This window comes from Kribbella sp. NPDC050124 (assembly GCF_044460355.1).
In the GTDB taxonomy this organism is placed as follows: Bacteria; Actinomycetota; Actinomycetes; order Propionibacteriales; family Kribbellaceae; genus Kribbella.
On the sequence record NZ_JBITJU010000004.1, the window covers coordinates 370,909 to 394,795 of the forward strand.

General features: G+C 69.4%; 22 protein-coding genes. 18 read left to right on the top strand and 4 right to left on the bottom strand.

Translation table 11 applies throughout. The features are described from left to right. Window positions 1–18 precede the first annotated feature (18 nt). Entirely contained in the window at window positions 19–2,952 is a 2,934-nt protein-coding gene (locus ACIBL3_RS14115) for a PIG-L family deacetylase (protein WP_396353685.1), read from the top strand. Window positions 2,953–3,006: 54 nt separating this feature from the next. Here ACIBL3_RS14115 and ACIBL3_RS14120 read toward each other — a convergent pair whose 3' ends face one another. Further along, window positions 3,007–3,789: an META domain-containing protein gene (locus ACIBL3_RS14120; RefSeq protein WP_396353686.1), complete on the bottom strand. Its 783-nt coding sequence runs from the start codon at window positions 3,787–3,789 to the stop codon at window positions 3,007–3,009. A gap of 304 nt (window positions 3,790–4,093) precedes the next feature. On the opposite strand from ACIBL3_RS14120, the gene ACIBL3_RS14125 reads away from it, so the two are divergent. From ACIBL3_RS14125 to ACIBL3_RS14165, 9 genes are all read left to right on the top strand, one after another. Further along, window positions 4,094–5,311, top strand: coding sequence for a hypothetical protein (locus tag ACIBL3_RS14125; protein ID WP_396353687.1), 1,218 nt, complete (start codon window positions 4,094–4,096; stop codon window positions 5,309–5,311). A gap of 77 nt (window positions 5,312–5,388) precedes the next feature. Then, window positions 5,389–6,030: an HAD family hydrolase gene (locus ACIBL3_RS14130; protein WP_396353688.1), complete on the top strand. Its 642-nt coding sequence runs from the start codon at window positions 5,389–5,391 to the stop codon at window positions 6,028–6,030. A 15-nt stretch (window positions 6,031–6,045) separates the two neighbouring features. Continuing rightward, entirely contained in the window at window positions 6,046–7,203 is a 1,158-nt protein-coding gene (gene alr, locus ACIBL3_RS14135; RefSeq protein WP_396353689.1) for an alanine racemase, read from the top strand. A 6-nt stretch (window positions 7,204–7,209) separates the two neighbouring features. Then, window positions 7,210–8,325, top strand: a complete 1,116-nt coding sequence (locus ACIBL3_RS14140; RefSeq protein WP_396353690.1) for an alpha/beta fold hydrolase — start codon at window positions 7,210–7,212, stop codon at window positions 8,323–8,325. After that, window positions 8,322–9,248: a tRNA (adenosine(37)-N6)-threonylcarbamoyltransferase complex ATPase subunit type 1 TsaE gene (gene tsaE, locus ACIBL3_RS14145; protein WP_396353691.1), complete on the top strand. Its 927-nt coding sequence runs from the start codon at window positions 8,322–8,324 to the stop codon at window positions 9,246–9,248. The genes ACIBL3_RS14140 and tsaE overlap by 4 nt, the downstream gene beginning before the upstream one ends. Beyond that, complete coding sequence (gene tsaB, locus ACIBL3_RS14150) at window positions 9,248–9,916, top strand: tRNA (adenosine(37)-N6)-threonylcarbamoyltransferase complex dimerization subunit type 1 TsaB (protein ID WP_396353692.1); 669 nt, start codon at window positions 9,248–9,250, stop codon at window positions 9,914–9,916. The genes tsaE and tsaB overlap by 1 nt, the downstream gene beginning before the upstream one ends. Continuing rightward, window positions 9,913–10,365: a GNAT family N-acetyltransferase gene (locus tag ACIBL3_RS14155; protein WP_396353693.1), complete on the top strand. Its 453-nt coding sequence runs from the start codon at window positions 9,913–9,915 to the stop codon at window positions 10,363–10,365. The genes tsaB and ACIBL3_RS14155 overlap by 4 nt, the downstream gene beginning before the upstream one ends. Continuing rightward, the gene (gene tsaD, locus ACIBL3_RS14160) at window positions 10,362–11,417 is read left to right on the top strand and encodes a tRNA (adenosine(37)-N6)-threonylcarbamoyltransferase complex transferase subunit TsaD (protein ID WP_396353694.1); all 1,056 of its coding nucleotides are present in this window, start codon (window positions 10,362–10,364) and stop codon (window positions 11,415–11,417) included. The genes ACIBL3_RS14155 and tsaD overlap by 4 nt, the downstream gene beginning before the upstream one ends. Then, complete coding sequence (locus tag ACIBL3_RS14165) at window positions 11,414–11,863, top strand: GNAT family N-acetyltransferase (protein ID WP_396353695.1); 450 nt, start codon at window positions 11,414–11,416, stop codon at window positions 11,861–11,863. The genes tsaD and ACIBL3_RS14165 overlap by 4 nt, the downstream gene beginning before the upstream one ends. Window positions 11,864–12,161: 298 nt before the next feature. Here the strand turns inward: ACIBL3_RS14165 and ACIBL3_RS14170 are convergent, their stop codons facing one another. From ACIBL3_RS14170 to ACIBL3_RS14180, 3 genes are read right to left on the bottom strand one after another with little or no spacing between them, the layout of a single operon-like run. Further along, window positions 12,162–12,923 carry an alpha/beta hydrolase gene (locus tag ACIBL3_RS14170; RefSeq protein ID WP_396353696.1) on the bottom strand — a complete coding sequence of 254 codons (762 nt, stop codon included), beginning with the start codon at window positions 12,921–12,923 and terminating at the stop codon, window positions 12,162–12,164. Between the two features lie 29 nt (window positions 12,924–12,952). Further along, complete coding sequence (locus ACIBL3_RS14175; protein ID WP_396353697.1) at window positions 12,953–14,122, bottom strand: methyltransferase domain-containing protein; 1,170 nt, start codon at window positions 14,120–14,122, stop codon at window positions 12,953–12,955. 9 nt (window positions 14,123–14,131) lie between these two features. Continuing rightward, window positions 14,132–14,725 (bottom strand): peptidoglycan-binding protein, encoded by a 594-nt coding sequence (locus ACIBL3_RS14180; protein WP_396353698.1) that lies wholly within the window; start codon window positions 14,723–14,725, stop codon window positions 14,132–14,134. A gap of 323 nt (window positions 14,726–15,048) precedes the next feature. Here ACIBL3_RS14180 and groES point away from each other — a divergent pair, with 323 nt between their 5' ends. The 8 genes from groES (at window position 15,049) to ACIBL3_RS14220 (ending at window position 23,882) form a co-directional block, all read left to right on the top strand. Beyond that, window positions 15,049–15,345 (top strand): co-chaperone GroES, encoded by a 297-nt coding sequence (groES, locus tag ACIBL3_RS14185; RefSeq protein ID WP_130384566.1) that lies wholly within the window; start codon window positions 15,049–15,051, stop codon window positions 15,343–15,345. Window positions 15,346–15,521: 176 nt separating this feature from the next. Then, window positions 15,522–17,141, top strand: coding sequence for a chaperonin GroEL (gene groL, locus ACIBL3_RS14190; RefSeq protein ID WP_396353699.1), 1,620 nt, complete (start codon window positions 15,522–15,524; stop codon window positions 17,139–17,141). Between the two features lie 280 nt (window positions 17,142–17,421). Next, window positions 17,422–18,144: a DNA alkylation repair protein gene (locus ACIBL3_RS14195; protein WP_396353700.1), complete on the top strand. Its 723-nt coding sequence runs from the start codon at window positions 17,422–17,424 to the stop codon at window positions 18,142–18,144. 122 nt (window positions 18,145–18,266) lie between these two features. Continuing rightward, on the top strand, window positions 18,267–18,887 hold the full coding sequence (gene shbA / locus ACIBL3_RS14200) for an RNA polymerase sigma factor ShbA (RefSeq protein WP_360530661.1): 621 nt from the start codon (window positions 18,267–18,269) through the stop codon (window positions 18,885–18,887). Beyond that, a complete protein-coding gene (locus tag ACIBL3_RS14205; RefSeq protein ID WP_396353701.1) occupies window positions 18,880–20,178 on the top strand; it encodes a hypothetical protein in 1,299 nt (432 codons plus the stop codon). Before shbA ends, ACIBL3_RS14205 begins: the two co-directional genes overlap by 8 nt. A 160-nt stretch (window positions 20,179–20,338) precedes the next feature. Then, complete coding sequence (gene guaB, locus ACIBL3_RS14210; protein WP_396353702.1) at window positions 20,339–21,853, top strand: IMP dehydrogenase; 1,515 nt, start codon at window positions 20,339–20,341, stop codon at window positions 21,851–21,853. Window positions 21,854–22,039: 186 nt separating this feature from the next. Next, a complete protein-coding gene (locus tag ACIBL3_RS14215) occupies window positions 22,040–23,146 on the top strand; it encodes a GuaB3 family IMP dehydrogenase-related protein (protein WP_396353703.1) in 1,107 nt (368 codons plus the stop codon). A 7-nt stretch (window positions 23,147–23,153) separates the two neighbouring features. Next, window positions 23,154–23,882 (top strand): acyl-CoA thioester hydrolase/BAAT C-terminal domain-containing protein, encoded by a 729-nt coding sequence (locus ACIBL3_RS14220; protein WP_396353704.1) that lies wholly within the window; start codon window positions 23,154–23,156, stop codon window positions 23,880–23,882. Window positions 23,883–23,887 lie beyond the last annotated feature (5 nt).

Genomic DNA, 23,887 nt, shown 5'->3' on the forward strand with positions numbered 1-23,887 from the left:
GCCGCCCTAGGAGTTCACATGAAGCGGTTCGTCGTCCTTCTGGTTTTGGTGCTGGTTGCCGCGTTGCCGGTGCCTGCTGAGGCAGCGAGCACGGAGTACGTGGCTGATGCGGGGACGAAGATTCATGTGATGGGGGAGTGGGCCCATCCGGATGACGACACGAGCATCATCGGGCCTTGTGGGGTGTGGCATCAGCGGTACGGCGTGAAGTGTGGCGTCATCATGGTGACGCGGGGAGAGGGTGGGGGGAACGCGGTCGGGACCGAGCTCGGGCCGGAGCTCGGGTTGCGGCGGGAGAACGAGGACCGGGTGGCGCACTACCGGTCCGGGACCGTGGACATCTTCAACCTGGACCGGATCGACTTCTTCTACAACCAGAGTGCGCCGCTGACGCAGTACTTCTGGGACTCCGACGAGACGCTGCGCCGGGTCACCCGGGTGATCCGGGAGACGCAGCCGGAGATCTACATCGGGTTCACGCCGACGCTCGCGGCTGGGCACGGCAACCACCAGCAGGCGGGCCGGCTGATCTGGGAAGGCGTGCTCGCGGCCGCCGACCCGACGCGGTTCCCCGAGCAGCTCAAGGGGCCGCGCGCGCTCAGCACCTGGCAGGTCAAGAAGGTGTTCTCCGGCGGCAGTACGGCGGGAACCGGCGGTACGACGTCCGCCGCGAACTGCACCACCGGCTTCACCCCGAGCGGCCTGGACGCCGTCGCGGGCGTGTGGACCGGCTACGAGTCGCCGTACAAGTGGCCGGCCGGGAACCTGCAAGGACAGCCGGCGGGTTCGGCCAAGATCTGGCAGCAGGTCGCGGACGAGGGCCGGGCGGCGTACCCGACGCAGAGCCGGGTGATGTTCAAGGGAACGTCGGCCCCGGCGTGCCCGCGGTTCGCGATGACCCAGTCGTTCGTGCCGTTCCAGCCGAACACGAGCTCGTCGGCCGGCCTGGACGAGGCGATCCTGTTCGGTGCGACCAAACCTGATCGGGGCGGCCTGCCGCTGGGCACGCTGCAGTACCTGACGTTCAGTCGCTTCTACAACGTCGCCGGCGAACCGTTCCAGGCCACCGTGCACCTCAAGGCGGCACAAGGAAAGCTTGCCCCAGGCAACATCAATCTGACCGTCCCGCCGGGCTGGGCCACCGACGGCCCCAAGCCGGTCCCAACCCAAGCACAAGCCGAGGTCACGTTCACAGTCACACCCGCAGCCAACGCCCAGGTCGACCAGAACGCCAAGATCGCCGCGACCTACACCACCGCGAAGGCGACCGGCTACACCGACAACGTCGTACGCATCGTGGCTGCCGCCGAGGGCCGCTTCCAGCGTTGGGGCAACTGGCAGGAGTACGACGAATGGCTGGCGACGACCGCGCCGCAGGCCAACCGCCTCGGCCGTTCGCAGGCGATCCAGTCGATGGCGATCGGCAGCACGATCGACGTCCCGGTCGTGGTCCATAACTGGTCCGCGCAGCCGCAGAGCGGTGCTGTATCGCTGGATCTCCCTGCGAACTTCACCGTGGACGCGCCGTCGAAGCCCTACGATCTCCAACCCGGCGGCGAGACCACAGTCACCTTCAAGCTGACCAACACCGACACCACCCTGCCCGCGACGCAGAACGTTTCCATCCCGATCCGAACCGCGACCGGCAGCGAGACCCTGACCCTGACTCTGGTGCCGACGACAACCATCCCGCAGGCGCAGCCGGTCGTCGATGGGAGGGCCGAGTCGGGTGAGTACCCGGGCCCGGCCCTCGACCTCGGCCGGATCTGGCAGGGTGCGGCGAACTGCGCCGGCGTGGACGACTGCGGCGTTTCGTCAACAGGTGAAGGCAATTCGGCCAAGGTCAGCTGGTCGGACGACGCGCTGTACTTCTTCATCCACGTCCGCGACGACTACCAGTCGTACGCCGTGACACCGGCCGAGTGCGTCGGTCACTGGCAGGCCGACTCGGTCGAGATCCTGCTCGACCCGCGCGGGACCGCGTCACAGGCCCTGATGGACACGGCCAACACGTTCAAGCTCGGCATCTTCCCGTTCAGCCAGAGCGGCGGGCCGTGCTGGTCGCGGGACGCGGACAACCACCAGGGCTACTCCAGCGGTGAGCTCGACACCGGCAACGCGCCCGGCGTCCAGGTCGCCTCGACGGCCCAGTGGGTGGGCAGCAACGAGACCACAGTCCCGCATGCGTACGCCGGTGGCGGCTACGACCTCGAGGTGAAGATCCCGCTGGCCACGCTGCCCGCCGCTGTCGACCCGTCCAGGTTGGGGCTGAACATCACGCCGTACGACAACGACGACACGTCAGCAGCCGGTACGACGACCTTGCGGCATATCGACGTGAGCACGCGACTCGGCTGGTCCGCACTCGGGTCCGTGCAGTCCGACCCGTACCGCTGGGGCCTGGCGACCCTGCCCGGCTACACCCCGCCCGCGGATCGCCCGACCACCCCGGCGCCGCCGAACGTCTCGAACCCGAACCTCAACGGCGCGCTCTCGCCGCAGACGATCGCCCAGTCCGCGCGCAACGGCGTACCGATCTCCGGTCGCGTCCCCAGCACCGACCTCGAGATCCTGTACGCCGACCTCGGCCAAGCCGGCGTGGACATCTATGCCCGGTCGGCCGGCACCGGCACAGCGCGGGCGTTCCTGACCACCGGGTTGATCGACGCCATCCCGGTTTGGACGACCAGTTGTTCACCGGCCGCCGACCCGCCACCCTACTACGGCCTGACGCCCTGCGCCGTCACCGACGGCGCCACGCCGCCGTGGTCACCCGACATGAGTGGCCGCGTCGTGAAGCAGGCGACCAAGGACATCACCCGCGGCACGAACCGCTGGTCCATCCCGCTGACCCCGGCTCAGCGCGAGAAGCTGGCGGCAGACGGTCGCCTGCTCGTCTCCTACGAAACCCCGCAGAACACCGTCCAAGCCTTCGACCTGCGCCTGCGCTGATCTTCGGGAAGAAAGTGGTCGCTAGGCGACCACTTTCTTCCGGAGAGCGGTGGCTCAGCGGGCGGCGGTGAAGTCGAGGCCGTTGGCGCCGGAGCGGAGCTTGAGTCGGTTGGAGTCGATCTGGTAGCTGACATCGCCCTTGAGCCCGCTCAACAGGGTCTGCTCGAGCTTGCCTGCATGACCGGGACAGGCACGGCGAGTCGTGGCGATCTCGCCGAACGTCAGCTTGCCGGTCGCCTGCGCGACCTTGCCCTGGAGTTCGTTGCACCCGGTGGAGCCGGTGACGCGTTCGCCGTTGATCGTGATCCAGGCCTTCTCGGAGCCGACCTGGTGGGAGGCGGTGTCGTTGCTGACCACGGTCTCCAGCGACCACTTGGTGCCGTCGAGGGCGAGGTCGGGCTCGGCGGTCTCGCGGTCCGTCAGCGAGATCGTCGTACCGCCGGAGGTGAGGGTGAGCCGGTCGCCCTCGAGCTTCCAGGCTGGATCGGAGGTCAAGATCTTCGACAGCCAGCCGTCCTGCCGGTGCCGGGGTTCGTCGCAGCCCATCGCGGTCATCGCGAGTTGCTTGTCCAGCGACAGCTTGCCGTCACCGGTGTCCACCGCCGACTGCATGGAGTTACATCCGGCTTCCGCGATCAGTCGCCCGTCGTCGGAGAAAGTGAGCCGGATCCGGGAGTTCGGGACCAGTTGCTTCGGCTTCCCGTCCTCGGTCACGGCGGTGGACAGATAGGTCCGGCCCTGGAGCGACGCACCGGTGCCAACACCGGCGCCGGACTCGTTTCCGCAGCCCGCCAAACCCAGTAGCAGACCGGCTCCGGCGACCGCGATCATCCGCATCTTCACACCCTGAGGACGCGGTCGAACGAGCGAGCGTTGCAACGTGCACTCTGCGTAAAATCGGTACCCCGGGGTTGGCGTTTCACATCACGGTTGGATAACGTCGGGCGCCGTACGCGCGAGAGCGAAACGAGAAGGACAGGGCCGGCGCCCCCTCGGCGCCTGGTCTGCCCGGATCGGTACGGCGAATCGGGGACGTCGGCTGGTCCTGGCCACCCTGGGGAAACCAACCGAAAAGCTGAGGGCCGCGCTGGAGTGCTGGGGCAGGCAGTGGGGCCCATCGAGCAGACGAGGAATGTTTCGCATGCCCCCCACCCGAACTGCCCGAAGCCGCATCGTCGTGCCGGCGGTGTTCCTTGCCATGGGCGCGCTTGTCGCAGCGCCCATCGCCGTTCAGGCGGCCAAGGACTCCCCTGTCGCCGCGACCACTGCGAGCGCTGCGACGGACAGCACGGCTTCGACCCTCCCAAGCGTCGGACGCGTCGAGTCCTGCGTCCTGGACTCCAACTCCGGTTGCACGGTGGTGCACGGCTTCGGCACGAAGCCGGTTGCCATCACCGCGACCGGGGCCGGGCCGTCGATCCTGTCGATCGACCCGACCCAAACCAACGACAAGACGTACCGCCTCCGGGCCCTGAGCCGCAACGGTGACAGGTACGCGGCCGGCACGAAGCTGCGTTACACCGCGCACTACGACTTCGTCCAGGCCCCGGCGCAGCCCACCACGCCGACTCCGACGTCGAGCCCGACGGCCACGTCGACGCCGACCACGACGCCGACGTCGAGCCCGACCACCACCTCCACCCCGACCGCGACGTCGACCCCGACGACAACGTCGACTCCCACCGCGACGTCGACCCCGACGTCGACGAGTAGCCCCTCGAAGAGCTGCACCAGCCCGGTGTGGACCACCACCTCGAGCAACAACCAAGGCGAGGGCCGGACGTTCGGCTCGTACTACGTCCACAACAACATGTGGAACAACGACAACGGCACCTACACGCTGGGCGCCTGCAGCTGGGACAACTGGTGGGTCGACGTGACCCAGCCGCTGCCCGGTGACAAGGGTGTCCAGGCCTACCCGAACGTGCACAAGGACTACGCCGACGTCCCGCTGTCGAAGATCCAGTCGGCCAAGTTCGCGGCCACCACGCCGGCCAACTGCCCGAGCTGCATCTACAACGTCGCGTTCGACGCGTGGATCGGTGATGGCCTGAACAACGAGCTGATGATCTGGACGGACAACAAGGGCCAGGTCCCGGCCGGCAGCAAGGTGGGCACCGTGACCTTCGGCGGCTTCACCTACGACGTCTGGCACCAGAACGGCTACACCGCGTATGTGTCCCAGGTGACGCAGAAGGCCGGCACGATGCCGCTGGCCGACTTCTTCAACGACATGGTCAAGCGCGGCTGGGCCCCGAAGGCCACGACCTGGCAGGTCGACTTCGGCGTCGAGGTGGTGTCGACCGGCAACACCAAGCAGCGCTTCAGCTTCACCGACTTCTCCATCCAGGAGAACTGACCCCTCACACTCTCGCGTGAACCTCGGCGGCCGCCGCAACACCTGTTGCGGCGGCCGCATTGCATAGGGTTGCCCGCGTGACCGGACTGGTGATCTTCGACAACGACGGTGTGCTGGTGGACTCGGAGCGGCTGGCCAACACGATCCTGGCCGAGCTGCTGACCGAGGCGGGCCTCCCGTACACCTTCGAGCAGGCGGTCCGCGACTTCATGGGCGGCAGCATGGCCTCGATGCGGCAACAGGCCGAGGCGCAGCTGGGCGGTCCGTTGCCGGCCGACCTGGAGGACCGCTACCACCAGCGGCTGTTCGACGGGTTCGCCAACCTGCAGGCGATCGCCGGCGTCGAGGTCGTGCTCGACCACCTCGACGCCGTCGGCGTCCGGTACTGCCTGGCTTCGTCCGGCACGCACCGCAGGATTCGTACGGCGCTCACCGCGGTCGGTTTCCTGGACCGTTTCGAGGGCAGGATCTTCAGCGCGGAGGATGTTGCCCACGGCAAGCCCGCACCGGATCTGTTCCTGCACGCAGCGAGCCGGCTGGGTGTGAAACCCGCTGACTGCGTGGTGGTCGAGGACAGTCCGCTCGGCGTCGCCGCGGCCAACGCGGCCGGCATGAAGGTGTTCGGGTACGCCGGGATGACGGACCCGGCGAAGCTGTCCTCGGCGGACGCGGTTTTCCACGACATGGCCGCCCTGGCGGAACTGATCGACTGGGCCTGAGACACTGGAAGCGCTATGACTACTCTCCAGTCACATGGCGGCGAGCGCCCGGTCCGTGCCGAGGCGGTCGTCGACCTTGCCGCGATTCGTCACAACGTCACCACCCTGCGTGCCCGCGCCGAGGGCGCCCAGCTGATGACCGTGGTCAAGGCCGACGGCTACGGCCACGGCATGGTCCAGGTCGCCCAGGCCGCCCGCGAAGCCAGCGCCGACTGGATCGGCGCGGCCGTGCTCGAGGAGGCGCTCGCGCTGCGCGACGCCGGCGACACCGGCCCGATCTTCTGCTGGCTGACCACCCCGGGCGAGCCGCTGTCCGAAGCCATTGCCGCCGGGATCGACCTGTCCGCCGGCGCGCCGTGGGAGATCGACGAGCTCGCGGCCGGCGTCGAGGACCGGCCGGCCCGGGTGCACCTGAAGATCGACACCGGCATGAGCCGCGGCGGCGCCGTACCGGAGGAGTGGCCGGCGCTGATCCGGGCCGCGCTCGCCGAGGCGAAGACGGGGCGGATCGAGATCATCGGGATCTGGTCGCACCTGGCGTCGTCGGACGAGCCGAAGAGTGCGGCCAACGAGGCGCAGTTGGCCACGTTCACCGAGGCCGTGGAGATGGCTGAGACGTTCGGTATCGACGCCGAGTTCAAGCACCTGGCCAACTCCGGCGCCACCCTCGCGCTGCCCGAGACACACTTCAACCTGGTCCGCCCGGGCGTCGCGACGTACGGGCTCTCACCGTTCGGGCACGCGCTGCCGTCGGCCGAGCTGGACTTGGTCCCGGCGATGACGCTGAAGGCCCGGCTCGCGATGGTGAAACGCGTCCCGGCCGGCGCGGGTGTCTCCTACGGCCTGACGTGGACCGCGCCGCGGCCGTCGACCCTCGGCCTGATCCCGCTCGGGTACGGCGACGGCCTGCCGCGGCACGCCTCGAACGGCGGCCCGGTCCAGGCGCGCGGCGAACGCCGTACGATCGTCGGCCGGATCTGCATGGACCAGTGCGTGGTCAACCTCGAGGACGACGAGGCAGCCGCGGGTGACGAGGTCGTGCTGTTCGGCCCCGGGACCGGCGGCGAGCCGACCGCGGACGACTGGGCCGACGCGGCCGGCACCATCAACTACGAGATCGTCACCCGGCTGGGCGCCCGCATTCCGCGCCGGTACGTCGATAGCGAAAGGTAGACCGGCATGTCCAAAGCAGGGCGGACTGCCGGTTTGATCGGAGCCGCGGTCGGAGTGCTGGCCGCGGGCGCGGCAGCCGGGGTCGCGGTCGAGCGGCAGGTGATCGGGCGCCGGTCGAGCCAGCGCGCGCAGCTCGAGGCCGAGCCGTTCGGCTCGCTGCGCGGTACGCCGCACGTGTTCACGGCCGACGACGGCGTCGAGCTGTACGTCGAGGTCGACGAGCTCAAGCGGTCCCGCCGGCCCGCGCCGCCGAAGCGCCGCTTCGGGAGGAAGCTGCCGTTGCCGCCCGAGGACCTCACGGTGATCTTCGCGCACGGCTACGGGCTGAACATGGACTGCTGGCACTTCGAGCGCCGCGACCTGGCCGGGATCGGCACGATGGTGTTCTACGACCAGCGGTCGCACGGCCGGTCCGGGCGGTCGCCGAAGGAGAACGTCAGCATCGACCAGCTCGGCCGCGACCTGTACGGGATCTTCCAGGAGTTCGCGCCGACCGGTCCGGTGATCCTGATCGGCCACTCGATGGGCGGCATGTCGATCATGGCGCTCGCCGAGCAGCACCCGGAGCTGTTCGGCGACCGGATCATCGGCGTCGGCCTGTGCTCGACCAGCGCCGGCGCTCTCGACCGGGTCCCGATCGTGTTCCCCGGCAAGGTCGGCATGCTGGCCCGGGCGCTGGCGACCCCGACGGTCGCCGCGCTGGCCCGGATCCCGGACGTGGTGGAGCGCAGCCGGAAGGCCGGCACCGACATCAGCTATCTGCTGACCCGGAAGTACTCGTTCGGCTCCGAGGTGCCGCCGGCGTTCACCGAGTTCGTCAACGAGATGATCGCCGCGACGCCGATCTCGGTGATCGCGGAGTTCTACCCGATCTTCGCGCTGCACGACAGGTTCCACGCCCTGGAGCCGCTGCAGAAGGTGGAGTGCGTCGTGATCGGCGGTGACAAGGACCACCTGACCCCGTTCGAGCACGCCGAGGAGATCGTCCGGCACGTGCCCGGGGCGGAGCTGGTCGAGGTGAAGAACTGCGGGCACCTGGGCCTGATCGAGCACCACCGTGAGTTCACGGCCGCGCTCCTTGGCATGATCGAGCGAGCCGAACAATCCCTGGGACACACATGACCGACTTGCACGTCGTCGACGCCGCCGCTGAGCACGCGGCGGAGATCGTCGCGGTGATCCACCACGCGTTCTCCACGCGGCGGGTGCTCGACCCGCCGTCGACCGCCCTGTCCGAGAACGCGACCACCGTCACCGACGCGGTGACCAAGCACGGCGGGCTGCTGGTCCGGGTCAATGGCGCCCCGGCTGGTGCGGTGCTGTTCGAGGAGACCGGTGACGTCCTGAACCTGCGCCGGGTCTCGGTCGATCCGCGGCACCAGGCGCGCGGCGTCGCCTCGGCGATGGTCGGTTGCGCCGAGGAGGTCGCCGTACGGCGTGGGTTGAGCCGGGTGCAGCTGGTCGCTCGGGTGGAGTTGCCGGACACCGTGGAGTTCTGGCGGCGGCGTGGGTACTCGGTCGTCGAGCAGCACGACCACAACCTGATCTACGCGAAGGCGATGCCGGCCGAGCTGACCGTGCCGACAGCCGACGACATGCGGGCGATCGGCGAGGAGATCGCGGGTCAGTTGCGCGCGGGCGACGTACTGGTGCTGTCGGGTGACCTGGGCGCGGGCAAGACGACGTTCACGCAGGGCCTCGGAGCCGGGTTGAAGGTGCGCGGCAGCATCACGTCGCCGACGTTCGTGATCTCACGGGTGCACCCGTCGCTCGCGGGCGGGCCGGCGTTGGTGCATGTGGACGCTTACCGGCTGGGCGGGTTCGCCGAGCTCGACGATCTCGACCTCGACGCGAGCCTGGACGACGCGGTCACGGTCGTCGAGTGGGGCCACGGGCTGGCCGAGTCGCTGGCGCCGGACCGCTTGGACATCGTGGTGACCCGCGGCGACGACGACACCGACGAGACCCGGGAGATCCGGGTCACCCCGGTGGGCACCCGCTGGGCGGCGTCCGGCCTTCGCGTGTCTGTACTGGAGAAGAACTGATGTTGCTTGCTTTCGACACCTCGAGTGCCGCGGTCACGGTTGCGCTGGCTGATCCGGTCAGCGGGGAGATCCTGGCGTCGTCCACGACCGTCGACGCGCTGCGGCATGGTGAGTTGCTCGCGCCTGCGATCGCCTCGTGCCTGGAGACCGCGGGTTGCTCGGTGCGGGACCTGACGCGGATCGCGGTCGGCGTGGGACCTGGCCCGTTCACCGGGCTGCGGGTCGGTCTGGTGACCGCGCGGACGATGGCCGACGTACTCGGGATCGAGGTGGCCGGCGTGTGCAGCCTCGACATCCTGGCGCGGCAGACCGACCTCGCACTCCCGGTCGCGGTCGCGACCGACGCGCGGCGCAAGGAGATCTACTGGGCCCTGTACGACGGTCCCGCCGCGGACGGCAGCCGTCGTCGGCTGGAAGGGCCGGCCGTGGACAAGCCGGCCGAGGTGGCACACGTCCTGTCCGGCCTGCCGGTGATCGGGCGTGGCGCGGTGCTGTACGCCGAGGCGCTCGGGGTCGCGGATGTCGCGGTCGCCGAGTACCCCTCGGCCGAGGTGCTGGCGACCGGCGTCGCGACCGGGACGCTCGACGTCGTCGGACCGGACCCGCTGTACCTGCGCCGTCCGGACGTGACGCTGTCAGGCGGCCCGAAGAGCGTGCTACCGAAGTGAGACCTGCCATTCGACCGGCGACCGCGGGCGACCTGCCCGCTCTGGTCGCGCTGGACGAGGTGTGCTTCGGGTCGGAGGCCTGGAGTACGGTCTCGTGGACGGGCGAGTTCGAGCGGCGGTCCGAGGACCGGGTGATCCTGGTCGCGGACGAAGGAGCCGTCGTCGGGTACGTCGTACTGCTGGTGCCGCCGGTGGCCCTGGACGTGGTCGAGTTGCTGCGGATCGCGGTGACCCCGGCCGAGCGCCGTACCGGGATCGGCGGCCAGTTGATGACGGCGGCGCTGGCGAAGTGCCGCGGCCGGACGGTTCTGCTGGAAGTTGCTGCGAGCAACGAGTCGGCGGTCGGGCTGTACGCCGGGTTCGGGTTCGAGGAGATCAGCCGGCGGCGCGGGTACTACGCCGGTGGCGAGGATGCGGTGATCATGCGGTGGCGGGAGGACGAAGAGTGAGCGGCAGTGAGCCCCTGATCCTGGGGATCGAGACGTCGTGTGACGAGACCGGGGTCGGAATCGTCCGCGGGCAGACGCTGCTCGCCGACGCGATCGCGTCCAGCGTCGAGGAGCACGCCCGGTTCGGCGGCGTCGTACCGGAGGTCGCGAGCCGCGCGCACCTGGAGGCGATGGTCCCGACGATCCGGCGCGCCTGCGAGACCGCCGGTATCAAGCCGACCGACGTCGACGCGGTCGCCGTCACCAGCGGGCCCGGTCTGGCCGGCGCGCTGCTGGTCGGTGTCGCCGCGGCCAAGGGACTCGCGCTGTCCCTCGACAAGCCCTTGTACGGCGTGAATCACCTCGCGGCGCATGTCGCCGTCGACACGTTGGAGCACGGTGACCTGCCGAAGGGCTGTGTCGCGATGCTGGTGTCCGGCGGCCACTCGTCGCTGCTCGCGGTCGAGGACATCACCGAGGGCGTGGTGCCGATGGGCAGCACCATCGACGACGCCGCGGGGGAGGCCTTCGACAAGGTCGCGCGGGTGCTGGGCCTGCCGTTCCCGGGCGGTCCATATGTCGACAAAGCGGCCCGGGACGGCGGTGACCGGCTGTACGTCACGTTCCCGCGCGGGCTGACGTCGCAGCGGGACCTGGAGCGGCACCGGTTCGACTTCTCCTTCTCCGGCTTGAAGACAGCCGTGGCGCGCTGGGTCGAGGCCCGGCGCCGGGACGGCGAGGACGTGCCGGTGAACCACGTCGCCGCGGCCTTCCAGGAGGCGGTGTGCGACGTGCTCACCCGGAAGGCGATCGACGCGTGCAAGGACCGTGGGTTCGAGCACCTGCTGATCGGTGGCGGGGTCGCGGCGAACTCACGGCTGCGGGCGATGGCCGAAGAACGCTGCGCCGAGGCGGGAATCGCCGTACGCGTGCCGCGGCCCGGGTTGTGCACGGACAACGGCGCGATGGTGGCAGCGCTCGGCTCGGAGTTGGTCCGGGCCGGAAAGGCGCCGTCGCCGCTCGGGTTGCCGGCGGACTCGTCGATGCCGATCACCGAGGTGCTGAACAAGTGAGGTGGACCGGGCCGGACGGCTTCGAGGCCGACGACTCCACCGAGCGCGTCGACGTCGAGGTGGTGCACGGCTTTCTGAGTACGTCGTACTGGGCGGAGGGGATCCCGCGGGAGGTCGTGGAGCGCTCGATCGCGGGGAGTCTCAACGTGGGCGTGTACGACGCGGACGGAGCGATGGTGGCGTTCGCGCGGACTGTGACGGACCGGGCGACGTTCGCTTGGCTGGCTGACGTGTTCGTGGTGCCAGAGCGGCGGGGGCATGGGCTCGGCAAGTTTGTGGTGTCCACGCTGCTCGACCACCCGGAGCTGACGGGGATCCGCCGGTTCATGCTGGCGACCGCTGATGCGCACGAGCTCTACCGCAGTTACGGCTTCGCGGAACTCGAGGACCCGAGCCGGATCATGGTCATCCGGCGGGATGCTGCCGAGTTGTACGGCACAGCCTGAGTTCTGCAGCGCGGGGAAGGGCGCGGCAGAGACCTGGGGCTGGTGCGCCGCTCGATCCCCAGGTGAACGGCCAGCGGCAAACCGGTTCTGCCCCGCAGCCTGCCCGACCCAGGTGAACGGCCGAAGTCACCAGCGTGACACCCAGTCGACGTCCGGCTCCTCATCCGGATGTCGACTTTAGTGGCGGGCCTCCGGGAGGCTGCAGCAGCAGACGCAGCACCTCGCCCACCGGAAGCCTCCCGAAGGCCCGCTCGTAGAATCGATCATATGTTCGACTGTGCTCCCAGCGCAAGTTCGTCTATCGAGTGATCCGGTCCAGGAAGGCGAACAGCGCCGGTTTCGCGGCCGTCCCGGTCTCGTCCAGGAGCTCGACGCCGTGCGCGGTGGAGCCGGTGACCACGACCAGCTTCTTGTCCTTGGCAGGTACGGCGGCGAAGTCCTTGCGCACCTCCGCGACCGGCAGGCTGTCGCCGTCGCTGGCCATGTACAGCGAAGGCACCTGGAGCTTTGCGGCCAGTGGCGTGGTCGGCATCCGATGCTCCACGTCGTACCAGGACGCGCAGCTCAACACCGCGACACCGGAGACCGCTGGGGTGATCATGGAGCCGCCGATCATGGAGACGCAGCCGCCGATCGAGCCACCGGCCAGCACGACCTCGGTCGCGCCGGCGGCCCGGACCTGGTCCACAACGGCCTGCAGCTCCTTGACCCGATCCAAGCCGGTGAGGGTGCCGTACTCCCACAGCGCGACCCGGTAGCCTCGGGCGACGAGCTCGGTCGCGACACCCGACCAGTCGCACGGCGATCCGCCCCACTCGTACGACAGCACGACGGCCCGAGTGGCGTCACCCAACTGCACGCCGCTGACCGCGGTGCCGCCGGCAACCGGCGCGGTGAACGCCTTCGCGTCCTGGGACGGGCATGCGGCCATCATCCCGATCGCGGCGGATGTCGTCGGCGAGCTCGGTGGCGGTACGGCTGGATCGGACCCGGACCCGCATCCGGCCAGTCCGAACGCGACGATGACGAAGAGGACCGCGGACCGACCGACGTTCAGCATGGCCACCTCCCAGACGGCAGTTATACAGGTCAAGCGGCCGACTGGCTGGGCGCGACTCGACGGCAGGAGTAGGCAACCGCATCGCGATTGATGCGCGTGATGATGAGAGTGGCGCTTCGAGAGCCCCTGGGTGCCAGCTTCTTCCGCAACTGGGCCGGGTCCACGTCAACGCCGCGCTTCTTGATCTCGAGGGTGCCGATGTCGTGGCTGTGAACCCAGGAGCGCAGCGCCTTCTCCTTGTAGGGCAGCTCTTCCACGACCTCGTACGCCGACGCGAGCGGAGTCGGCACCAGGTCGTCAGCGGTGACGTAGGCGATCCGCGGGTCCAGCAGCCAGCCGTCGACCGCGCCAGCCACAGCAGTCACCAGACCGGCGCGCACCACAGCGCCGTCCGGCTCGTAGATGTACTGACCCACCGGACCGGTCTCGGCCTCGGGTGCCTCGGTGACAGTCGCGCCGCTGGGCAGCAGCGTGGCCCTACGCGTGGTCCCGGCGTAAAGGCGACCGGACCACAGTGCCGCCTCCTTCACCTCGCCGGCGTCGCTGATCCACTCCGCCTCCACGCCATCCGGTACGGCGTCGTGCGGGATGCCGGGCGCGACCTTCACACACGCAGTGCGGCTCAGGAGCTCGGTGACAAAGGACCACGGCGGCGAGTAGGCGTTGTGGTCGAACACGCGTCGCCCGTCCGCCCGCCGTGCCGGGTCTGCGAACACCACGTCGTACGGCGCGAGGTCGAAGGACTCGGCGTCGCCGACGACCACCTCGCCGGGCAGTCCGAGTGCGGTCAGGTTGGCGCGGGCGGCGTCAGCCGTGGCTGGGTCGCGTTCGACGCCAGTGACCCGTAAGCCGGCGCGTGCGGCGCTGATGAGGTCGCCGCCGATGCCGCAGCCCAGGTCGACCACAGTGCTACCCGGTAGCGTCGCCGCGATGCGCTGGGCCCGGTGTGAGCCGACAGTACTGCGGGTTGCCTGCTCCAGACCGTCTGGCGTGAAGTACATCCGTGCAGCGTCTTGGCCGAACTTGGCGATCGCCCGGTGGCGCAGTGAGGCCTGTGTGACCGCAGCACTCACCAGCGTGGCGTCGTACTGCTTGCGAAGCTTCTCGACGAGCTGGAGCTCGCGGCCTGGCTGGAAGTGCGCGCATGCCTCGGCAAGTAGCTCAGCGCCAGCGCCGTCCAGCAAGCCCGTGACTGTCACCCCGTCACTTTAGAGGGGGCTCGAGCAGCTCCTGCTCCAGCTTCGGGTGGCCATCGAGTAGAGGCGCCAGTTCATGGCTGAGCGGGTCTTCGGGCCGTAGATGCCGTCCACGGTGAGCCCGTGCTTGCGCTGGACCATCCGGACCACTGCGCGGGTGTTGGTGCCGTAGATGCCGTCGACAGCGAGCTTGGTGCCGTAGCAGAAGTTCAGGTTGCGCTGGAGCACGCGGATCGCGGTGTCCGGGTCGCCGAACACGGTGGAGCCGCGGTGTGGGTCGTCGCCGTACATCAGGTTGCAGTAGGTGCTGGAGGCGCCGTACACGGACGGCATCGGGATGCCCCACGTCCTGTTGACCGGCACGAGCATGGCTGACCGGCACTGCGGCAGTGCAGCGGCCGCGGCGGCGGCTCTGGTGCTGGCAGTGTCCGCAGCCGGCGCCTGCTCCGCCGGAGCGACGGCTGGTGCGTTCGCACCGGGCGCCGAGGTGGGCTGGTCCTTCGAGGCACCTGCGGCGACCGCGCCGACCGCGAGCCCTCCGACCGCGGCCAGAACCACGACAGCGCGACCGGACAATTTGGGCAGAGAGGGAAAGCTGAAGGCCATAGTCTCTCCTCGTGACGCCGTTAACACAGAACGGTCCCACGCCAACCCCGGCTTGACCACATTCCGCACCTACGTGATCACAGTGCGACGGGTCAGCCGATGCGGTCGAGTAGTGAAGGGTGCCCATCCGTGTCCGGGCCCGGATTTCCGCCGTTGGCGAGATCTTGGCACTCGAGTTGACCGAGTGCTAAAGGCGGCCTAGATTCGGAGTTGGCACTCTCCGGTGGAGGGTGCCAGCGGTCCGGCCCTTGACCCCCGCGACGGCAGGGGAGCGCGACCATCGGAGAACCACAGACAAGCGAATCGACCGTGGAGGTCAGCAAGTGTCGGTCACGATCAAGCCGCTCGAGGACCGCGTCCTCGTCGCGCCGCTCGAAGCCGAGCAGACCACGAAGTCCGGCCTGGTGATCCCGGACACCGCCAAGGAGAAGCCGCAGGAGGGCGAGATCCTCGCCGTCGGTCCGGGCCGGATCGACGACAACGGCAACCGCGTCCCGCTGGACGTCGCCGTCGGCGACAAGGTCATCTACTCCAAGTACGGCGGCACCGAGGTCAAGTACGACGGCCAGGACTACCTGATCCTGGGCGCCCGCGACATCCTCGCAGTCGTCAGCAAGTGACGATCCCAGGGCGTGAGCCGACGGCCCGGCGTCGCCGGGTCGGCGCACGCCCTGCCCGCTGTTCCTGACTGACACCGCCCTGGTGCCGAGCCCGGCGCCGGGGCGGAGTCGGTCCGGTGCCGCGGGACGTCTGCCTGCTGCAACGAAGACATTTACGAGAGGGACTGGTTTTTTCCATGCCGAAGATCCTCGAGTTCGACGAGAACGCGCGGCGCGCCCTGGAGCGCGGCGTCGACAAGCTCGCGAACACGGTGAAGGTGACGCTGGGGCCGAAGGGCCGCTACGTCGTGCTGGACAAGAAGTGGGGCGCCCCGACCATCACCAACGACGGTGTCACCGTCGCCCGTGAGGTCGAGCTGGACGACCCGTTCGAGAACCTTGGTGCGCAGCTGACCAAGGAGGTCGCCACCAAGACCAACGACATCGCCGGTGACGGCACCACCACCGCGACGGTGCTGGCGCAGGCGCTGGTGCACGAGGGCCTGCGGGCGGTCGCCGCCGGCGCCAACCCGATGGGCCTGAAGCGCGGTATCGAGGCGGCCGTCGAGGCCGTGTCGGCCAAGCTGGTCGACACCGCCCGCGCGGTGGACGACAAGGGCGACATGGCCCACGTCGCCACCATCTCCGCCCGGGACGCCGAGATCGGCACCCTGATCGCGGACGCCTTCGACAAGGTCGGCAAGGACGGTGTGATCACCGTCGAGGAGTCGAACACGTTCGGCACCGAGCTCGAGTTCACCGAGGGCATGCAGTTCGACAAGGGCTACATCTCGCCGTACTTCATCACCGACGCCGAGGCCGGCGAGGCGGTGCTGGAGGACCCGTACATCCTGATCCACCAGGGCAAGATCTCCGCGATCGCGGACCTGCTGCCGCTGCTGGAGAAGGTCGTGCAGTCCGGCAAGTCGCTGCTGATCATCGCCGAGGACGTCGAGGCCGAGGCGCTGTCCACCCTGGTGGTCAACAAGATCCGCGGCAACTTCACCTCGGTCTCGGTCAAGGCGCCGGGCTTCGGTGACCGCCGCAAGGCGATGCTGGAGGACCTGGCCGCGCTGACCGGCGCGCAGGTGGTCGCTCCCGAGGTCGGCCTGAAGCTGGACCAGGTCGGTCTGGAGGTGCTCGGCACCGCTCGCCGGATCGTCGTCACCAAGGACAACACCACCGTCGTCGAGGGCGCCGGCGCGGCCGACGCGATCGAGGCCCGGGTCAACCAGATCAAGGCCGAGATCGAGCGCACCGACTCCGACTGGGACCGCGAGAAGCTGCAGGAGCGGCTGGCCAAGCTGGCCGGCGGCGTCTGCGTGATCAAGGTCGGCGCGGCCACCGAGGTCGAGCTCAAGGAGAAGAAGCACCGGATCGAGGACGCCGTGTCCGCGACCCGGGCCGCGATCGAGGAGGGCATCGTCGCCGGTGGCGGCTCCGCTCTCGTGCACGCGGCGACCGTCCTGGACGACAGCCTCGATCTCGAAGGTGACGAGGCCACCGGTGTCCGGATCGTGCGTAAGTCGATCGTCGAGCCGCTGCGCTGGATCGCCGAGAACGGCGGTTACGAGGGCTACGTGGTGACGTCGAAGGTGGCCGAGCTCGAGTCCGGCAGCGGCTTCAACGCCGCCACCGGTGAGTACGGCGACCTGCTGGCCCAGGGCGTCCTGGACCCGGTCAAGGTGACCCGGTCCGCGCTCGCCAACGCCGGCTCGATCGCCGCGCTGCTGCTGACCACCGAGACGCTGGTGGTCGACAAGCCCGAGGAAGAAGAGCCCGCCGCCGCCGGTCACGGCCACGGCCACGGTCACTGACCCTCAGGTCGAACGACAGCCGCCCGGCCGGTCCTCGGACCAGCCGGGCGGCTTCTTTTGTGCGCGTGTGGTTGGGTTGGGGCGTGATTCGGGAGCGGGTCGAGGCGGATCTCGAGAGCTGTGCCGGGATCCTGCGGGAAGTGCACGAGAGCGCCGGGTATCCGGTGAACTGGCCGGACGATCCGGCCGCGCGAGTCCGGTCGTACCCCTGTCGACTGGGGTGGCGACCACGCGTCCGCCGTACTCCACTTCGAACCCCCGCAGTGACTACGCTCCCAGGATGGAGCTGACGGCATCGGCGCTGGTAGGCGAGTTGCGGTCGCAGGCGCGGCCGGACGAGTTCCCGCAGAAGCACTACCACGGCTCGGCTGCGGTGCTCGGGGTCCGGATGGGGACCCTGTTCGAGATCGCCAAGCGCTTCACCGCGATGCCGTTGACCGAGGTCGACCGGCTGCTCGACGTCGCGGAGTACGAGCCACGCCTCGCGGCGTTCTGCGTGCTCGATTTCAAGGCTCGCAAGGCGAAACTGCCGGCCGCGGAACGTCGCGGCTGCTACGGCCTGTACCTCGGCCGGCACGACCGGATCGACACCTGGGACATGGTCGACCGGGCCGCACCCCGGGTCGTCGGCAGCTATCTGCTCGACAAGCCGCGGACCCCACTGTTCGAACTGGCCCGCTCGACCGACCCGCTGCGCCGACGGACCGCGATGACGGCGCCGCTCGCCTTCACCGGCTCCGGCGATCGCGACGCGCTGGCCGACCTGTTCGCGCTGGCCGAGGTGCTGGTCGACGACACCGACCCAGTGGTATCGAAGCCGGTCGGCATCGCACTCAAGTACGCCGGGACCGCCGACGAGCCCGCTCTCCGCGCCTTCCTCGACAAGTTCGCCGCCCGGATGCCGCGGCCCGCCCTGCGGTACGCCGTGGAAAAGCTCGAACCACACGTCCGCCGGTCCTACCTCGAAGGACCACGCGCCGCCGGCGGATCGCGCAGTATCTGAACCCGTGGGTAGTGACAGATCGTGATCAAAAACCTGGTGTGATCACGAATTGCCACTAGGCAAGAGAAGATGAGCGCCGTACCATCTTTCAGGCTGACCGGTCCAACACGAGGGGGCGAGGGGTGACCGAGGTCCAAGTACCGCACACCCACGACCGGGTCGAGCTCAGGGATCTTGCCGCGCTTGCGAGCGAAGGCGACCGGACAGCTCTCAACGACCTGTTGACAAGGGTGCGCGCCGTGGCTCACCGCTACGTGCGGTCCCGGCTCTGGACGTACCCCGGCGGCGCCGACATGGTCGACGACGTCGCGCAAGAAGTTTGTGTCGCGGTGTTCGGCGCGCTCAGCCGGTACCGTGATGAGGGGAGGCCTTTCGAGGCTTTCGTCTACGGCATCGCGGCCCGCAAGGTCGCCGATGCCCAGCGTGCGTTCGCAGTGGCCGACGTTTCGACGCCGGACCTGCCGGACGGCGCGGACGAGTCACCGACGCCGGAAGAGCACGCGGTCCGGCATTCGGAGGTCCAGCACATCATGGGCCTGCTGGACAAGTTGCCGGAGAAACTGCGGGAGATCCTGCGGCTCCGGGTGGTAGCGGGGATGTCAGCCGAGGAGACCGGCCGGGCACTGGGAATGACACCGGGGGCGGTGAGGGTCGCACAGCATCGAGCGTTGAACACGCTCAGGGGGTTCGTGGGGCATGAGGCACAGCTGGAACGAGGAGCAGGGGAGGGGAATCATGGCTGACCGTTTCGACCTGGACGCGATCGACGCCGATGACGCTCTTCTCGACCTGCTGGCCGCTGGTGGGGAGTCCGCGCGTATCGCGGGAGAGAATGACCCGGCCGTCAAGCTGCTGGCCGAGCTAAGGCTCGCGGTGGAGGTCGAGGACGAGCTCCCGGTGGAGACGATCGACGACCCGGAGAGCTTCCTGGCGCGCTGCGCGGCGCTGAACCCGGTGACGGACCCGTTCGCCCGCAAGGTGGCGGCGCGTGGTCTGGCGCTCGGGGTCGCCGCGGTGGCCGCGCTGTCGGTCTCCGGCGTCGCGGCGGCCGTCACCGGCGATCCGCTGTCGCCGTACGAGAAGGTCATCGAGAAGATGGTCGACGCGGTCCGTCCGCAGACCAGCTTCCCGAAGGAGCAGCTCGACGGAATGCCGGTGGTCGACAAGACGAAGATCGTCAAGGTCGCCAAGGACTTCCAGAAGAAGCAGGAAGAGCGTCGCGAGGCCGAGGAGCAGGCCGCCGAGAAGGTCGCGCCGACGCCGCCGGCCACGGTCGAGCACGCCCTGCCGGAGGTGCTGCAGCGGGTTCTGCCCAAGCAGAACCCGACCGTCACCTCGGTCGCCCCGAAGCCGGTCGAGACGACCAACCCGACGGAGACCGGCACCGGGAAGACCGACGAGAAGCCGGCCGACGACCCGACGACGGCGCCGAGCACGGATCCGACGACCGAGCCGTCGACCGAGCCGTCGACCGAGCCGACCACGACGCCGTCGACCGACCCGACCACGCCGCCGCCGAGCGAGCCGACCCAGGACCCGACGACGACGCCGAGCGCGCCGCCGAACGAGGAGACCGGGACCGGCGACACCGGGAACAACCCGGTCACCGACCCGACGACGACGCCGACCACGGTGCCGAGCAACGACACGGGCTCGGACCAGGGGACCGAGACCGGTACCGGGCAGGACTCGACCGAGGACAGCACGCCGCCGGCGGATGACCCGGCTGAGGAGCAGAACCCGCTCGACGGGCTCACCGACCTCATCGAGAAGGTCCTGCCGGACGTGCTCCCGACGCCGACCGGTGCGCCCGTCGACGTGCCGGGCGCGCTGGAGATCTTCGGCAACGAGGCGAAGCACTCCAGCGGACAGGTGGCGACCGGCTCGGTCAAGCAGACCTACGCCAAGGGCAAGCACTCCAGCGGCAACTACGCCGAGGGCAAGCACGCCGCCATCAGCCGCACCCACGGCTCCACGGACGACACCGAGGTCCTCCAGATCCTGGACGTCGTCAACAAGCCGACCAGCAGCTGACACCGTCCGCCCGGGCCTGACCCGGGCGGACTTCGCGGGGCCGCCGTACTGCCTGTGTACGGCGTGTGACGGCTGCCTGTGGATGGCGGATTCGGGCGTTGGCTGTGGGCGGCATACGATGGTGTCCCGTTCTCGCCGTGTAAAGGTGCCTGTTTTACCCATGGACATCACACCCGCTGGAGTTCCCGACAAGTTCGCCGTCCTCGGCCTCACCTTCGACGACGTACTGCTGCAGCCCAACGAGTCCGACGTCATCCCCTCCGAGGTCAGCACCCGGACCCGGGTGAGCCGTAACGTCGAGGTCAACATCCCGCTGCTGTCCAGCGCGATGGACACCGTCACCGAGGCCCGGATGGCGATCGCCATGGCCCGGCAGGGCGGCCTCGGCGTCCTGCACCGCAACCTTTCGATCGAGGACCAGGCCCAGCAGGTCGACCTGGTCAAGCGCTCCGAGTCCGGCATGATCGCGCAGCCGATCACCATCGGCCCGGACGCCAGCATCGGCGAAGCCGACGCGCTCTGCGCGCAGTACCGGATCTCCGGTGTGCCGGTGGTCGACAACGCCGGCGTTCTGGTCGGCATCGTCACCAACCGCGACATGCGGTTCGAGACCGACCTGTCCCGGCCGGTGCACGAGGTGATGACCAAGCAGCCGCTGATCACGGGCAAGCAGGGCATCTCCGCCGACGACGCGATGGCGCTGCTCAGCCGGCACAAGGTGGAGAAGCTGCCGCTGGTCGACGACGCCGGCAAGCTGACCGGCCTGATCACGCTGAAGGACTTCGTCAAGCGGGACAAGTTCCCGCTGTCCACCAAGGACTCGACCGGCCGGCTGATGGTCGGCGCCGCGATCGGCTTCTTCGGCGAGGCGTACAAGCGGGCCATGACCCTGGTCGAGGCCGGCGTCGACGTGCTGGTCGTGGACACCGCGCACGGTCACTCCCAGGCGCAGCTCGAGATCATCCGCAAGCTCAAGGCCGACCCGGCCACCCGGGGCGTGGACGTGATCGGCGGCAACATCGGCACCCGCGCGGGCGCCCAGGCGCTGGTCGAGGCCGGCGCGGACGGCGTCAAGGTGGGCGTCGGCCCCGGCTCGATCTGTACGACGCGAGTCGTGTCCGGCGTCGGCGTACCGCAGGTCACCGCGATCTACGAGGCGTCGCTGGCCTGCAAACCGGCCGGTGTCCCGGTGATCGGCGACGGCGGCCTGCAGTACTCCGGTGACATCGCCAAGGCCCTCGTGGCCGGCGCCGACACGGTCATGCTGGGGTCGCTGCTGGCCGGTTGCGAGGAGTCGCCCGGGGATCTGGTGTTCATCAACGGCAAGCAGTTCAAGGCGTACCGCGGGATGGGTTCGCTCGCCGCGATGTCGTCGGCCGGCGGGCTACGCAAGTCGTACTCCAAGGACCGCTACTTCCAGAGCGACGTCGGCACCGACGAGAAGCTGATCGCCGAGGGCGTCGAGGGCCAGGTCCCGTACCGCGGCCCGCTGTCCGCCGTGGCCCACCAGCTGATCGGCGGCCTCCGCCAGTCGATGTTCTACTGCGGCTCCCGCACCGTCCCCGAGCTCCAGGACAAGGGCCGCTTCGTCCGCATCACCTCAGCCGGCCTCCAAGAGTCCCACCCCCACGACATCCAAATGACCGTAGAAGCCCCCAACTACTCCGGCCGCTGACCCCAACACCCCCGCGAACCCGCGGGGGCGTTCTTCATCAACGGGTGACGGCAGGGCGGGAACACGCCTGGGAGCCTGCCGTGCGGCGGGGTTGGTGAGTGTTGGGGGTTCGCGGAGCTCGTGAGGTGGCTGCCGCCGGGTGGACTCGATGTCTGGGGGAGCGGGGGAGATCGGTAGATTGTCGGTATGAACGAGATTGAGATCGGGCGGGCCAAGCGGGGGCGGCAGGCGTTCGCGTTTGACGACATCGCGATCGTGCCGTCGCGGCGGACGCGGGATCCCGAGGAGGTCTCGGTGGCCTGGCAGATCGACGCCTACCGGTTCGAGCTGCCGATCCTGGCCGCGCCGATGGACTCGGTGATGTCGCCGGCCACGGCGATCGCGATCGGCAAGGCCGGCGGTCTCGGTGTGCTCAACCTCGAAGGTCTGTGGACCCGGTACGAGGACCCAAGCGGCCTGCTGGAGGAGATCACCTCCCTCGGCAAGGAGCAGGCGACGCACCGGCTGCAGGAGATCTACTCCGCGCCGATCAAGCCCGAGCTGATCTCGCAGCGGGTCCAGGAGATCCGCGACTCCGGTGTCACCGTGGCCGGAGCGCTCTCGCCGCAGCGGACCAAGCAGTTCGCCAAGCACGTCGTGGACGCGGGCGTCGACCTGTTCGTCATCCGCGGTACGACGGTCTCGGCCGAGCACGTGTCGGGTCAGGCCGAGCCACTCAACCTCAAGCAGTTCATCTACGACCTCGACGTACCGGTGATCGTCGGTGGGTGCGCGACGCACCAGGCCGCGCTGCACCTGATGCGGACCGGGGCAGCCGGCGTGCTGGTCGGGTTCGGCGGCGGCGCAGCGCACACGACCCGCAAGGTGCTCGGGGTCGCGGTGCCGATGGCTTCCGCGGTCGCCGACGTGGCTGCGGCGCGCCGGGACTACATGGACGAGTCCGGCGGCCGGTACGTGCACGTGATCGCGGACGGCTCGGTCGGCCGGTCCGGCGACGTGGCGAAGGCGATCGCCTGCGGTGCGGACGCGGTGATGGTCGGCTCGCCGCTGGCGCGGGCGAGTGACGCCCCGGGCGGCGGGTACCACTGGGGCGCCGAGGCCTGGCACGCCGATCTGCCCCGCGGCGAGCGGGTCGAGGTCGGTGTCACCGGAACGCTGGAGCAGATTCTGTTCGGCCCGTCCTGGGTGCCGGACGGCACGATGAACCTGGTCGGCGCCCTCAAGCGCGCGATGGCGACCACCGGCTACACGGAGCTCAAGGAGTTCCAGCGAGTCGAGGTCGTCGTCGGTTGACGACCCCATGAGCACCGGAGTCCTGCTCCTGCACGGATCCAGCGGTACGCCGGATCTGGAGCGGGCCCGGATCCTCGAGGCCGAGGGGTACGACGTCCTCGCCCCGCAATGGTTCGACGCCAGGATCAGCGAGATCCCGCTGGAGTCGTTCCCGCTGGACGAGCTGACCGAGCGTAACGACCGCATCGTCGTGATGGGCGTGTCCCGCGGCGCCGAGGCGGCCCTGCTCCTCGGCGCCCTCGACGAGCGCGTCGACGCGGTGATCGCGCTCGCCCCGACCGCGTACGTCTGGGCCTGGAACGACGCCGGCCACCAGACGTCCGCGTGGACCTGGCAGGGCGAACCCCTGCCGTTCGTCCCGCTCGATCTGTCCTGGCAACCGGACGACGACCCACCCAGCTTCACCCCCTGGTACCGGCAGAGCCTCGAGCGGTACGGCGCCGAGGCCGAGGCCGCCCGGATCCCGGTGGAGCGGATCCGTGGTGAGGTCTTGCTCACAGCCGGCGGTGACGATCGGGTCTGGCCGTCGGTCGAGTTCGCAGAGCGGATCGCGTCGGCACGCAACCATCTGCCGACCCGCATCATCGCCGCCGCGCGGGCCGGACATCGCCTGATCTTCCCCGGTGAGACCCCGAAAGCGGGCGGTCAGCGGATGGCCCGCGGCGGCACCGGAGAAGCCGATCGAGAGCTCGGCGCACTGGCCTGGCGCGACGTGCGTCGAGTCCTCGCGGCTTGAGCGGT

Coding starts and splice junctions, on each gene's coding strand:
- ACIBL3_RS14195 (WP_396353700.1), top strand. CDS start 17,422: ATGGAGCTGACGGCATCGGCGCTGGTAGGCGAGTTGCGGTCGCAGGCG.
- tsaE (WP_396353691.1), top strand. CDS start 8,322: ATGACCGACTTGCACGTCGTCGACGCCGCCGCTGAGCACGCGGCGGAG.
- ACIBL3_RS14140 (WP_396353690.1), top strand. CDS start 7,210: ATGTCCAAAGCAGGGCGGACTGCCGGTTTGATCGGAGCCGCGGTCGGA.
- groL (WP_396353699.1), top strand. CDS start 15,522: ATGCCGAAGATCCTCGAGTTCGACGAGAACGCGCGGCGCGCCCTGGAG.
- ACIBL3_RS14120 (WP_396353686.1), bottom strand. CDS start 3,789: ATGCGGATGATCGCGGTCGCCGGAGCCGGTCTGCTACTGGGTTTGGCG.
- ACIBL3_RS14220 (WP_396353704.1), top strand. CDS start 23,154: ATGAGCACCGGAGTCCTGCTCCTGCACGGATCCAGCGGTACGCCGGAT.
- ACIBL3_RS14205 (WP_396353701.1), top strand. CDS start 18,880: ATGGCTGACCGTTTCGACCTGGACGCGATCGACGCCGATGACGCTCTT.
- ACIBL3_RS14170 (WP_396353696.1), bottom strand. CDS start 12,923: ATGCTGAACGTCGGTCGGTCCGCGGTCCTCTTCGTCATCGTCGCGTTC.
- tsaB (WP_396353692.1), top strand. CDS start 9,248: ATGTTGCTTGCTTTCGACACCTCGAGTGCCGCGGTCACGGTTGCGCTG.
- ACIBL3_RS14125 (WP_396353687.1), top strand. CDS start 4,094: ATGCCCCCCACCCGAACTGCCCGAAGCCGCATCGTCGTGCCGGCGGTG.
- guaB (WP_396353702.1), top strand. CDS start 20,339: ATGGACATCACACCCGCTGGAGTTCCCGACAAGTTCGCCGTCCTCGGC.
- alr (WP_396353689.1), top strand. CDS start 6,046: ATGACTACTCTCCAGTCACATGGCGGCGAGCGCCCGGTCCGTGCCGAG.
- ACIBL3_RS14215 (WP_396353703.1), top strand. CDS start 22,040: ATGAACGAGATTGAGATCGGGCGGGCCAAGCGGGGGCGGCAGGCGTTC.
- ACIBL3_RS14180 (WP_396353698.1), bottom strand. CDS start 14,725: ATGGCCTTCAGCTTTCCCTCTCTGCCCAAATTGTCCGGTCGCGCTGTC.
- ACIBL3_RS14115 (WP_396353685.1), top strand. CDS start 19: ATGAAGCGGTTCGTCGTCCTTCTGGTTTTGGTGCTGGTTGCCGCGTTG.